Below are 14252 nucleotides of genomic sequence, written 5' to 3' on the forward strand. Positions count from 1 at the left end.
ATTCGTTCGCCATCGGCGGTCAGCTCGTCTGCCCGAGGGCCCGTTGCACGAGACCGGAGATGTCCAGTGCGTCGATCAGTTCTGCGTCGCCGGCAGCCGGTCCGGGGACCTCCGGCTCCGGACCGGCTTCGGCGTCGGCCAGGCCGAGCAGGGTGTCCAGGACGCCCGCTTCCTTGAACCGGGCGAACGGCACGGCCGCGAGCACCCGCCGGAGGTCGTCCTCGCGCCCGTCCAGGCCGTCGTCGGCTTCCCGGAGCAGCTCGACGCGCAGGTAGCCGACCAGCGCCTCCGGGGTGGGGTAGTCGAAGATCAGCGTCGCGGGCAGCTTCAGCCCGGTGGCCGCGTGCAGGCTGTTGCGGAGGTTGACCGCGGCCAGCGAGTCGAAGCCGACCTCCTGGAACGCCTGCCGCGGGCCGATGGCCTCGGCACCGCTGTGGCCGAGCACGGTCGAGGCGTGCCCGCGGACCAGCTTCAGCAGGATGCGGTTCTGCTCGGCGTCCGGGACCGCCCGCAGCGAATCCGCGAGCGACGCCGCGGTGTCGCCGTCGGCGCCGTCGTCCTGCGCGGCCTGGAGGATCGCCTTCGCTTCGGGCAGGTCGGCGAACAGCGGGCTGGGCCGGACCGAGGTGAACGCGGGGATGAAGGCACCCCAGTCCATGTCGGCCACCGCGACGGCCTTTTCGTTGCCGGCGACGGCCTGCACCATCGCGGTGACGGCCAGCGGCGGCGCCATCGGGAGCACACCGCGGCGGCGCAGCTGGGCGAGGGCGGCTTCGTCCATGCCGATGCCGATCTCGTCCAGGGCACCCCAGGCGATCGACGTCGCCTTCAGGCCGCGGGCCCGGCGCCATTCGACCAGGGCGTCGAGGACGGCGTTGGCCGCACCCGCCGGGCCCTGGCCGCCGCCGCCCCAGATGCCCGCGATCGAGGAGAACACGACGAAGGCGTCGAGCGGGGTGTCCTCGAAGAGCTGGTCCAGCCACACCGCGGTGGTCACCTTGGCGCCGAACACCTCGTCGAGGTCGGCCCGCCCGGTGTCGTCGACGGAGCTGGTCTGGGCGATGTCGGCCGCGTGCACCACGGCGGTCACCTCGGCCTCGGCCACCAGCCGCGCGATCGCGTCCCGGTCGGTGCCGTCGCAGAACTCGACGGTGGTGCCGAACCCGGCGAGCTCGGCCCGCAGGTCCTCGGCACCCTCGTGGCCGGTGACGATGAGCCGCTCGGCGCCCGCCTGCGCGAGCCAGACCGAGGCGTGCCTGCCGAGCCCTTCGGCGCCGCCGGTCACCAGGACCGTGCCCCGCGGTTCCCACTTGCCCGAAGCGGACTCCGGCACCGGCTTGCGGACCAGCCGCCTGCGGTAGCCGCCCGACCGCCGGACCGCGAGCTGGTCTTCCCCGCCGGCGCCGTTGAGCACGCCGAGCAGGGCCTGGGCCGTGCGCGCGTCGATCGCGGCCGGCAGGTCGATCAGGCCGCCCCACCGGTCGAGGCGTTCCAGTGCGACGGCGCGGCCGAGGCCCCAGACGGCCGCCTGGGCGGGTGCGGTGACGGCGTCCTGGATGCCGATGTTCACCGCGCCGGAGGTGAGGCACCACAGCGGCGCGGCGACGCCTCTGTCGCCCAGCGCCTGGACCAGCGCGAGCGTCGACGCGGTGATCTCGGTCGCGTCCGCGGGCCCGCCGTCGAGCGCGAGCAGGGACAGCACGCCGGTGAGGTCGTGCTCGGCCAGGACACCCCGCACCCGCTCGGCGAGCTGCTCCCGCGCGGTTCCGCCGACCTCCAGCCGGACGAGGTCGAGGCCCTGGGCGGTCAGCTCGTCCAGGAGCGCGCCGGAGGTGCCGGCCGGGACGACGGCCAGCCAGCGCCCACCGGGCACACCGGTGGCTTCGCGTTCGAGGGGCTGCCAGGTGACCTGGTAGCGCAGTTTCTCCGCGGTCGAGCGTTCCCGGCGCCGGTCCCGCCACTCGGCGAGCACCGGCACGACGGTGCTGAGCGCGCCGCGCTGTTCCGGCACCAGGTCGAGCAGCTCGGCCAGGCTGTCCACATCGGACTGTTCGATCGCGGTCCAGAACTCGCCGTCCGCGCCTCCGCCCGCCTCGGTCCCGGTGGTTTCGGCTTCGTGGAGCCAGAAGTGGCGCCGGTCGAAGGCGTACGTCGGCAGGTCGACCCGGCCGGCCGTGGGCAGCGCCGCGGTCCAGTCCACGGCCACGCCGCGGACGTGGAGCTCGGCCGCCGAGGTCAGCAGGCGCCGGAGCCCGCCGTCGTCACGGCGGAGGGTTCCGCTCACCACGGCGTCGTCGCCGAGTTCGCTGAGTGGCTGGACCAGCACCGGGTGGGCGCTGATCTCGACGAACACCGTGTGCCCCGGCCCGGCCAGCTCGGCCGCCGACGGGCCGAACCGCACCTGCTGCCGCAGGTTCCGGTACCAGTAGCCGCCGTCGACGACGGCGTCTTCGAGCCACGCGCCGAGAACGGTGGAGTAGAACGGGATCGCCGGTTCCTGCGGGCTGAGCCCGGCCAGGGTCCGGTCCAGGGTGCCGGCGATGGCCTCGACGTGCCGGGTGTGCGAGGCGTAGTCCACCGCGACCCGCCGCACGCGGACGCCGTCGCCGGACAGCGCTTCGAGGGCCTGGTCGAGCGCCTCGGCGTCGCCCGCGATCACGACCGAAGACGGGCTGTTGACCGCGGCCACCTCGACCCGGTCCGCCCACGGCACCAGCCGCGCGAGGGCGTCTTCCTCGCTCAACGCGACCGACGCCATCCCGCCGCGCCCGGCCAGTTCGGCGGCGATCGCCTGGCTGCGCAACGCGACCACCTTCGCCGCGTCGTCCAGTGACAACGCTCCGGAGACGCAGGCCGCGGCGATCTCGCCCTGGGAGTGGCCCAGCACCGCGTCCGGGACCACGCCGAGGGAGGTCCACACGGCGGCGAGGCCGACCATCATCGCGAAGCCGGCCGGCTGCACCACGTCGACGCGGTCCAGCAGGTCGGCGTCGCCGCGCAGCACGTCGAGCAGCGACCAGTCGGTCCACGGCTCCAGCGCGGAGGCGCATTCCTTGATCCGCTCGGCGAACACCGGCGAGGTGTCCAGGAGCTCCCGGCCCATGCCGGTCCACTGCGAACCCTGGCCGGGGAACACCCAGACGACCTTGCCCGGCTTGCCCGCGGTGCCGGTCACCACGCCGGGCGCGTTCTCGCCGCGGGCCAGTGCCTGCAGGCCGTCCTTGGCCTCGTCGCGGGAGCCCGCGATGACGACCGCGCGCTCGTTCAGCGTGGCGCGGCTCGAAACCAGGGTCCCGGCCACGCCCGCCGGCGAGACGTCGCCGTCGAGGAACGCCGCCAGCCGGCCGGCCTGCCCGGCGAGCGAGCCGGTGCTGCGCGCGGAAACCACCAGAGGCACCACGGAAGCCGTCTCGTCCACCGGGGGTTCTTCGGCGGGGCCTTCCTCGATGATCAGGTGCGCGTTCGTGCCGCTGGCGCCGAAGGAGGACACACCCGCGCGGCGCGGACGGCCGGTGCGCGGCCACTCCCGTGCCTCGGCGAGGACCTCGATCGCGCCCGCGGACCAGTCGACCTGGCTCGTGCGCTCGTCGGCGTGCAGGGTGGCCGGCATGACGCCGTGGCGCATGGCCATGACCATCTTGATCACGCCGACCACCCCGGCGGCGGCCTGCGTGTGCCCGATGTTCGACTTCAGCGAGCCGAGCCACAGCGGCGTCTCGCGGTCCTGCCCGTAGGTGGCCAGCAGCGCCTGGACCTCGATCGGGTCGCCCAGCGCCGTGCCGGTCCCGTGCCCCTCCACGACGTCCACATCGGACGGTGCGAGCCCGGCACTGGCCAGTGCGCCGAGGATCACCCGCTGCTGTGAAGGTCCGTTCGGGGCCGTGAGGCCGTTGGACGCGCCGTCCTGGTTCACCGCGCTGCCCCGCAGGACGGCGAGCACGCGGTGGCCCCGCTCCTGCGCCACCGACAGCCGTTCGAGGACGACCACCCCGACGCCCTCGGCCCAGCCCGTGCCGTCCGCGCCCTCCGCGTACGCCTTGCACCGGCCGTCGGCGGACAGGCCGCGCTGGCGGGAGAACTCGAGGAAGGCGTCCGGGCTGGCCATCACGGTCGCCCCGCCGGCCAGTGCCATCGAGCACTCGCCCTGGCGCAGCGCCTGCGCCGCCAGGTGGATGGCCACCAGCGACGACGAGCACGCGGTGTCCACCGTGACCGCGGGCCCCTCGAAGCCGAAGGTGTAGGCCACCCGGCCGGACGCCACGCTCGAAGCGGTGCCGGTCATCGTGTAGCCCTGGACGTCTTCGGGCACTTCGCGCAGCCGGGTCACGTAGTCGTGGTGGACGATCCCGGTGAAGACGCCGACGTCGGACCCGCGCGCGGACAGCGGGTCGACGCCCGCGCGTTCCAGTGCCTCCCACGACGTCTCCAGCAGCAGCCGCTGCTGCGGGTCCATGGCCAGCGCTTCACGCGGCGAGATCCCGAAGAGCCCGGCGTCGAACTGGGCCGCGTCGTGCAGGAAGCCGCCCGAGCGGGTGTAGCTCGTGCCGGCGTGGGCCGGGTCCGGGTGGTAGAGGCCGTCGAGGTCCCAGCCGCGGTCGACCGGGAAGCCGGAGATCGCGTCCCGCCCTTCGGCGACGAGCCGCCACAGCTCCTCGGGGCTGTCCGCACCGCCGGGCAGCCGGGTGCTCATGCCGACGATCGCGATCGGCTCGTCGGAGACGTCCCGGGCCACCACGACCGGCGCCGCGGGGCGCTCGCCGTCGAGTTCGGCCTTCAGGTGGTCCGCGAGGACGGCCGGGTTCGGGTAGTCGAAGATCAGCGTGCTGGGCAGCTCGACCCCGGTGAAGTCACGCAGGCGGTTGCGCAGCTTGATCGCGCTGAGCGAGTCGAACCCGTGGTCCTTGAAGGACCGGTCGAGGTCGAACGCGTTCGCGTCCCGGTGCCCGAGCACGACCGCGGCGCTCTCCCGGACCAGCTCCAGCACGTCTTCGACCGAGCGGGCCGCGACCGGTTCCGCCGGGGGCGGAGTCAGGTCGGTGTCGTCGGTGCCGACCCAGAAGCGCTGGTGCTGGAACGCGTAGGTGGGCAGCACGGTCCCGACCGCCGCACCCGGCTCGCCGAGCAGCGCCGTCCAGTCCACGGCCACGCCGCGGACGTGCAGCTCGGCGAGCGCGGTCAGCACGTCGGGGGCCTCGGCGCCGTTCTTGCGCAGGGTGGCGACGCAGCTCTGCTCCGAGCCACCGAGCGTGCCGAGCGCCATCGCGGCCAGTGCTCCACCCGGGCCGAGCTCCAGGAACGTCGACGCGCCCTGGGCCTTCAGCTCGGTGACCGCGTCGCCGAACCGCACGGCGTTGCGCACCTGATCGACCCAGTAGCCCGGGCTGTCGAGCGGCGCGATTTCCCCGGTCAGCGTCGAGACGACGGGCAGCACACCGGCCCGGTAGGTCAGGCGCTCCGCGACCGCGCGGAACTCGTCGAGCATCGGTTCCATGAGCGGCGAGTGGAAGGCGTGGCTGACGGTCAGCCGCTTCGTCTTGCGGCCGCGCTCCGCCAGCTCGGCGGCGACGGCCAGCACGGCGTCCTCGGCGCCCGAGAGCACGATCGCGTCCGGGCCGTTGATCGCGGCGACGCAGACGGCGTCGCCGAGCAGCGGCGCGACCTCGTCCTCGGTCGCCTGGACGGCGACCATCGCGCCACCCGCGGGCAGCGCCTGCATCAGCCGGCCGCGCGCGGCGACCAGTTCGCCCGCCTCGGCCAGGTCCAGCACACCGGAGACGTGCGCGGCGGCGAGTTCGCCGATCGAGTGGCCGGCGAGGAGGTCGGGCCGCACGCCCCAGGACTCGAAGAGCCGGAACAGCGCGGTCTCCACGGCGAACAGCGCGCCCTGGGTGTACATCGTCCGGTCCAGCTCGGCGCCGTCGCCGAAGACGACCTCGCGCAGCGGACGTCCGCCCAGGTGCGCGTCCACCGCGGCGCACGCGGCCTCGAAGGCGTCGCGGAAGACGGGGAACGTCTCGGCGAGCTCGCGGCCCATCCCGGCCCACTGGCTGCCCTGGCCGGTGAAGAGGACGGCCAGCTTGCCGTCGACCGGCGTCCCGGTCACCACACCCGGGCCGAAGGCGGCGAGGTCGCCGCGGAGCCGGTCCCGGCCGGAGGCCAGGACGACGGCCCCGTGGTCGAGCCGGGCGCGGGTGGTGGCGAGCGCGTGGGCGACGTCGACGACCCGGACGTCGGGCCGCTCGCCGAGGAACCCGGCGAGCCGCTCGGCCTGGCCGCGCAGCGCGGCCGCCGTCTTCGCCGAGAGGACCACCGGCACGAGGAACGCTTCCGGCTCCGGCTTCGCCGCGGTGACCGGCTCGGGGACTTCTTCGAGGACGACGTGCGCGTTGGTGCCGCCGATGCCGAAGGAGGACACCCCGGCCCGGCGCGGACGGCCGTCAGCGGGCCACTCGCGGGCTTCGGTGAGCAGTTCCACCGCCCCCGCCGTCCAGTCCACGTGGGACGACGGCCGGTCGACGTGCAGCGTCCTGGGCAGGACGCCGTGGCGCATGGCCATCACCATCTTGATCACGCCGGCGACCCCCGCCGCGGCCTGCGTGTGCCCGAGGTTCGACTTCACCGACCCGAGCCACAGCGGCCGCTCGCGGTCCTGCCCGTAGGTGGCGAGCAGCGCCTCGGCCTCGATCGGGTCGCCGAGGGTGGTCCCGGTGCCGTGCGCCTCCACCGCGTCGACGTCCGAAGTGGACAGTCCGGCGGCGGCCAGCGCCTTGCGGATCACCCGCTGCTGGGACGGGCCGTTCGGGGCGGTCAGGCCGTTGGACGCGCCGTCGGAGTTGACCGCCGACCCGCGGACCACGGCCAGCACCTGGTGCCCGCGACGGCGGGCTTCGGACAGCCGCTCCACCAGGAGCAGGCCGACCCCCTCGGACCAGCCGGTGCCGTCGGCGGCGTCGGCGAACGCCTTGCACCGGCCGTCGGGGGCCAGCCCGCGCTGCCGCGAGAACTCGACGAACGTCTCGACCGTGCCCATCACCATCACGCCGCCCGCGAGGGCCATCGAGCACTCGCCGCGCTGCAGCGCCTGCACCGCCATGTGCAGCGCCACCAGGGAAGACGAGCAGGCGGTGTCGACCGTGACGGCCGGGCCTTCGACGCCGTAGTGGTAGGCGACGCGGCCGGAGAGGACGCTCGCCGAGCCGCCGGTGAGCCGGAAGCCCTCGACACCGGCGGCGTGGTGCATCCGCACGCTGTAGTCGTGGCTGTTGACGCCGGCGAACACGCCGATGTCCTGCCCGGCCAGGGTGGCCGGGTCGATCGCGGCCCGCTCGAACAGCTCCCAGGACGTCTCCAGCAGCAGCCGCTGCTGCGGGTCCATCGCGAGCGCCTCGTTCGGTGAAATGCCGAAGAAGGCGGCGTCGAACCCGGCGGCGTCGTCGAGGAAGGCGCCGTGCCGGACGTACGTGGTGCCTTCGTGGTCGGGGTCTTCGTGGTAGAGCCGCTCGGTGTCCCAGCCGCGGTCGGCGGGGAACTCGGTGACGGCGTCGACGCCGTCGGCGACCAGCCGCCAGAGGTCCTCGGGGCTGTGCACGCCACCGGGGAACCGGCAGGCCATCGCGACGATCGCGATCGGCTCGTCCACCGCCGCGGTGCCGATCTCGGCCCGGCGGGGTGCGGCTTCGCCGAAGAGCTTGGTGCGCAGGTGGTCCGCGAGCGCCGGGGGCTTCGGGTAGTCGAAGATCATCGCCGGGGACAAGGTGAGCCCGGTCGCGGCGGCGAGGCGGTTGCGCAGTTCGACCGCGGTCAGCGAGTCGAAGCCGGCGTCCTTGAACGTCCGTCCGGAGTGGACGGAGGTGGCATCGGCGTGGCCGAGCACCTCGGCGGCGTGCCGGCGGACCAGGTCGAGCAGGGCTGCGGTCCGCTCGGCGTCGCCCAGCCCGGCGAGCCGCTCGGTCAGCGACGCCGTCTTGGCCGCCGTCCGGCGCGGCAGCGGGGCCAGGCCGCGCAGCAGGGGCGGGACCGGGCCGCCGGACTTCGCCGTCGCCCGCAACGCGGCCACGTCGAACTTGGCCGCCACCAGCGCCCCTCCGGTGCCGATGGCCGCGTCCAGCAGCACCATGCCCTCGTCGGCGGGCAGGCCGGACATGCCGACCCGCTGGTTGCGCCGCAGGTCGGCGGCACCCAGGTGCTCGGTCATCCCGCTGACCGCCGCCCAGTAGCCCCAGGCGATGGACACCGACGGCAGGCCGCGGCGGTTCCGCTCGCGGGCCAGCGCGTCCAGTTCGGCGTTGGCCGCCGCGTACCCGGCCTGGCCGGGGTTGCCCAGCACGCCCGCGGCCGAGGAGAACAGCACGAACGCGGCGAGGTCGGCGTCCCGGGTGAGCTCGTCGAGGAGCCGGGCGGCGTCGGCCTTCGGCCGCCGCGCGGTGGCGAGCCGGTCCGGGGTCAGTTCGGTGACGACGCCGTCGGCCAGCACCCCGGCGGTGTGGATCACGGCGGTGAGCGGGTGCTCGGCCGGGATCGCCGCCAGCACGGCTTCGAGCTGGGCCCGGTCCGCCACGTCACACGCGGCGATGGTCACGGACGCGCCGAGCGCGGTCAGTTCGTCGTGGAGTTCGGGAGCCTCGCCGCGGCGGCTGACCAGCACGAGGTGCCGGACGCCGTGCGCGGTGACGAGGTGCCGGGCGGTCAGCGCGCCGAGCGTGCCGGTGCCGCCGGTGACCAGGACGGTCCCCTCGGGATCGAGCGGCCGCGCGTCCCGCTCGGGCGTCACCCGGGCCAGCCGCGGCACCGAAGCGACGCCGTCGCGCACCCGGACCTGGGGTTCGCCGCTCGCCACCACGGCGGGCAGCGCGGAGCGGTCGTCGAGGTCGGCGAGCACGATCCGGCCCGGGTGCTCGGACTGCGCCGAGCGCACCAGGCCCCAGATCGCGGCCACGCCGGGTTCGTCGCCGTCCCCGGTGAGCACGGCCAGCCGGGTGTCCACGGGACCCGCAAGAAAGGTCTGGAGCTCGGCCAGCGTCTCCTCGGCCGACGTGGCTTCGCACGTCACGAAGCCGGTCTCACCGGCGGCGGGCAGCGGGATTTCCGGCCACTCGACGCGGAACAGCGAGTCAGTGGCCTGCAGTCCGGCGGCGAACAGCGTGCCCCGCACGGATTCGACGGTCAGGACGGGCTGCCCGGTGGGGTCGGCCAGCCGCAGCCCGGTCGCCGTCGGCGTGCACGTGACGGTGGTGGCCCCGGCGGCCAGCAGGGACACCCCGGTCCAGACGGACGGGACCAGGTCGTCGCCGACGACCGTGCGGACGGCGGCGTCCAGCAGGGCGGGGTGGATGCCGTACCGATCCGCGTCGCGCAGGCCGGCCACGGTGACGTCGATGGCGTCTCCCGCCGCCGCCGGGCCTTCCGCCTCGGCGGCGACGGGAGCAAGCGTGCCGTGGGCGTGCCCCGTCCACGGTTCGTCGGCCTCGCGCGAGAAGACCTCGATCGGCCGCTGTCCCTGTTCGCCGGGCTCGCCGACGACCAGCTGGACGTCCCGGCCACCGCGCCGCGGCAGCACCACGGGCACGTCGACGGTCAGTTCGGCGAGGAAGGGCGTGGCCGCGAGGTCGCCGAGCCGGATGGCCGCCTCGACCAGCACCGCGTTCGGGAGCAGGCCGTCGGTCGCCCAGGGGTGGGCCCGCCGCGTCCACCGGGCCACGGCCGTGAGGCGGCCGGAACCGGGCGTGCTGACGAGCGTGCCCAGGAGCGGGTCGCCCGCCGACGCCGGTTCGGCCTGCTCGAGCCAGTAGTGCCGGTGGTCGAAGGCGTAGGTCGGCAGGTCCACCCAGCCGGCGGCGGGGACCACCGCGGTCCAGTCCACGTCGATGCCGCGGACGAACAGTTCGCCCATCGAGCTCAGCAACCGGCGCAGGCCACCGTCTTCACGCCGCAACGTCCCGATCGCGTCCCCGGTCAGCTCGCTCAAGGGCTGAACCGTCACCGGGTGCGCGCTGACCTCGACGAACACCGTGTGGCCCTGCTCGAGCAGCGCCGCCGCGGCCGCGCCGAACCGGACCTGGTTGCGCAGGTTGCGGTACCAGTAGCCGCCGTCCAGGACGCCGGCGTCACGGATCCACTCGCTCGTGACGGTGGAGTAGAACGGCACCGCCGGGGCCTGCGCGGTGATCCCGGCGAGGGTCTCGGCCAAGGTGCCGCGGATGTCTTCGACGTGCCGGGTGTGGGAGGCGTAGTCCACCGCCACCCGCCGCACGCGGATTCCCTCGCGCGACAACGCTTCCAGCGTCCGGTCGAGGGCGTCGGCGTCACCCGCGATGACGACCGAGGACGGCCCGTTGACCGCGGCGACCTCGACCCCGTCCGCCAGCTTCGGGGTCACTTCGTCCTCGCCCAAGGCGACCGACGCCATCCCACCGCGACCGGAGAGTTCCGCCGCGATGGCCTGGCTGCGCAGGGCCACCACCTTCGCCGCGTCCGCCAGCGACAGCGCACCCGACACACAAGCGGCCGCGATCTCGCCCTGCGAGTGCCCGACGACGGCGTCCGGCCGCACCCCGACGGACTCCCAGACGGCGGCCAGCCCGACCATCACCGCGAAGCACGCGGGCTGCAGCACGTCGACCCGGTCCAGGTCGCCCTCGCCCCGCAGAACGTCCACCAGGGACCAGTCGATCCACGGCTCAAGCGCCGCCGCGCACTCCGCGATCCGCTCGGCGAACACCGGGGACGCGTCCAGCAGCTCCCGGCCCATCCCGGCCCACTGCGTCCCCTGCCCGGGGAACACCCACACGAGCTTGCCCGGTGTCCCGGCACCGGCCGGGTCCAGCGCTCGCAGCCCGGCCACGGCTTCCGCCCGCGACCCGGCCACGACGACCGCGCGCTCGTCCAGCACCGCCCGACGTGACACCAGCGCGGAGGCCACCTCGGTCAGCGAGACGTCCCCCTCCAGCAGGGCCGCCAGCCGCTCGGCCTGCCCGGACAGCGCCTCCGTGCTGCGCGCCGACACCACCAGCGGCACCACCGGGGCCTCCGGGGTGGCCACCGGCTCTTCGGCGGGAGCTTCCTCGATGATCAGGTGCGCGTTGGTCCCGCTGACGCCGAACGAGGAGACCCCGGCCCGGCGCGGCCGGTCGCCGCGCGGCCAGTCCCGGCTCTCGGTCAGCAGCTCGACGGCACCGGCGGACCAGTCCACCTCGCGAGTCGGTTTGTCGACGTGCAGCGTCGGCGGAAGGACCTCGTGCCGCAGCGCCTGCACCATCTTGATGACCCCGGCGACCCCGGCCGCCGCCTGCGCGTGGCCGATGTTCGACTTCAGCGAGCCGAGCCACAGCGGCTGCGCCCGCTCCTGCCCGTAGGTCGCCAGCAGGGCTTGGGCCTCGATCGGGTCACCCAGGGTGGTCCCGGTGCCGTGCGCCTCGACGGCGTCCACATCGGACGGTGCCAGCCCGGCCGCGGCCAGCGCGCGGCGGATGACCCGCTGCTGCGAGAGGCCGTTCGGCGCGGTGAGCCCGTTGGACGCGCCGTCCTGGTTGACCGCGCTGCCGCGCACGACCGCCAGCACCCGGTGGCCGCGCTCGCGGGCCACCGAGAGCCGCTCCAGCACGACCACGCCGACGCCCTCGGACCAGCCGGTCCCGTCGGCCGCCGATGCAAACGCCTTGCACCGCCCGTCGGGCGCCAGCGCGCGCTGCCGGGAGAACTCGACGAACGAGCCGGGCGTGGCCATCACGGTGACCCCGCCGGCGAGCGCCATCGAGCACTCGCCCTGCCGCAGCGCCTGCGCCGCCAGGTGCATCGCGACCAGCGAAGACGAGCACGCCGTGTCCACGGTGACCGCCGGGCCCTCCAAGCCCAGCACGTACGAGACGCGGCCCGAGGCCACGCTCGCCGCGACGCCGGTCGTGACGAATCCTTCGAGCTCGGGCTCGGCCGCGCCGGCCCCGTAACCCTGGCCCATCAGGCCGGAGAACACGCCGGTGTCGGTGCCCTGCAACGCGGTGGGGTCGACCCCGGCGTTCTCCAGTGCTTCCCAGGACGTCTCCAGCAGCAGCCGCTGCTGCGGGTCCATCGCGACCGCCTCGCGCGGCGAGATCCCGAAGAAGCCCGCGTCGAACTGCCCGGCGTCGTGCAGGAACCCGCCCTGGCCGACGTACGACGTCCCGGCGCGTTCCCGGTCCGGGTCGATCAGGCCGTCGAGGTCCCAGCCGCGGTCGTCCGGGAAGTCCGAAACGGCGTCGACGCGCTCGGCGACCAGCCGCCACAGGTCTTCCGGGGAAGCCACGCCACCGGGCAGCCGGCAGGCCATCCCGACGATGGCGATCGGCTCGTCCGGGTCGGCGGCCGCCACCGGCTCGGCGACGGCCTGGGTGAGCCCGAGCAGTTCGGCGCGGACGCGGGCGGCGAGCGCCGCGGGAGTCGGGTGGTCGAAGACGGCGCTGGCCGGCAGCCATAACCCGGTGTGCTCGGTCAGCCGGTTGCGCAGCTCGACGATGGCCAGCGAGGTGAACCCGAGGTCGCGGAACGCGCGCCCGGCCGGGACGGCCTGGCCCAGGACGTCGGCCGCCTGGGTGCGGACGAGGTCTTCGAGGAGTGCGCCCTGCGCCCGCTCGTCCATTCCGGACAGTCTCGCGCGCAGCTCCGCGGCGACCGCCTCGTCGGCGTGCCGGGACTCCTCCTCGTGCTCGGCCGCGGCGTACCGCAGCTCGCCGGGCTCGTCGGCCAGCAGGCCCCGCCGGACCTTGCCGGACGCCGTCCGCGGGATGCGGGCGACCTCGACGATCCGTTCCGGCACCTTGTAGGCGGACAGCTGTTCGCGGCACCGCTCGATCAGCGCGCCCGCGTCGAACCCGGACGGCCCGGGGATCACGTACGCGACCGGCACTTCGCCGAGGGACTCGTGCGGCACGCCGCCGACCGCCACGTCGGCGACCCCGTCGGCCGTCCGCAGGACCGCCTCGACCTCGCCGGGGTGGATGTTCGCCCCGCCCCGGATGACGAGCTCCTTGATCCGGCCGCAAATGGTGAAGTAGCCGTCGTCGTCGCGGCGGGCCAGGTCGCCGGTGCGGAACCAGCCGTCGGCCATCGCCGCGGCGGTCGCCTCCGGATCGTTGTGGTAGCCGAGCATGACGTTCGGCCCCTTGACCCAGACCTCGCCCTCCTGGCCGGCGGGCCGCTCGAGGCCGGTGTCCGGGTCGACGACCCGCACGCCGACACCCGGCACGGGCCGCCCGCACGAGCCGTCGACCCGGGCCCCGTCCGGCGGGTTCATCGTGATCGCCCCGCAGGTTTCGGTGCTGCCGTAGGCGTCGATCAGCGGCACGCCGAAGGTCTCTTCGAACTCGCTCCGCAGCCCGGCGCCGAGGACCGCGCCCCCGGCCAGGCCGATCCGCAGGCTCGGAGCGGTGAACCCGGTCTGCCGGGCGGCCCGCACCAGGTGGTGGTGGGTGGTCGGCACGCCGGCCAGGAACGTCGAGTCCTCGGCCCGCAGCACCCGCATGACGTCGTCGGCCGAACCGCCGTCCACGATCCGGACGGTCGCGCCGACCACGGTCGCCGAGAGCACGCAGGCGATGTGGGAGAGACTGTGGAACAGCGGCAGCGGCCAGAGCACCCGGTCGGCGTCCGACAGCCCGGGGAACGGCACGTAGCAGGAGGCGACGGACCACAGGCAGTTGCGCTGGGTCGACACGACGCCCTTGGGCCGCCCGGTCGTGCCCGACGTGTAGAACATCCAGGCCGGTTCGTCGAGGCCGAGGTCGTCCGCCGCGGGCTCGGCCGGCTCGGTGCCGGCGAGCTCGTCGTACGAATGCGCACCGGCCGGGACGTCCACACCGGTCACCAGCAGCCGGACGTGCGGCGCGAACCGCAGCCGGGCCGCCTGCACGGCGTCGGTGATGACGACGGTGGCGCCGCTGTCGGCCAGCGGGTGCTCGAGCTCGGCCGTCGCCGCACCCGGGTTGAGCGGCACGCCGACACCGCCCGCCCGCAGGACCGCGTAGTAACTCTCCACAGTGGACACCCGGTTGCCGAGGCAGATCGCCACCCGGTCCCCGTGCCGGACGCCGAGGACGGCCAGGTGCCCGGCCAGCCTGCGGGTCCGCGCTTCGAGCTCGCCGTAGCTCACCGCCCGGTGGTCGTCGGCGAAGGCCTGCTTGTCCGCGAAACGGGTCGCGTTCTCCAGGAGTGCGACGTGAAGTGGCTTGATGAGATCGGTGCGCACTGTGCCGCAGATCCTTTCGGGTGTTCGGGGGGAAGAA

General features: G+C 74.6%; 1 protein-coding gene. It reads right to left on the reverse strand.

Annotated elements, in window-relative coordinates:
* Window positions 1-19 precede the first annotated feature (19 nt).
* A complete protein-coding gene (locus ABZX11_RS07090; RefSeq protein WP_354910632.1) occupies window positions 20-14215 on the reverse strand; it encodes a type I polyketide synthase in 14196 nt (4731 codons plus the stop codon).
* Window positions 14216-14252: the final 37 nt, after the last annotated feature.

This window comes from Amycolatopsis sp. NPDC004169, from assembly GCF_040610315.1.
Taxonomy (GTDB): domain Bacteria; phylum Actinomycetota; class Actinomycetes; order Mycobacteriales; family Pseudonocardiaceae; genus Amycolatopsis.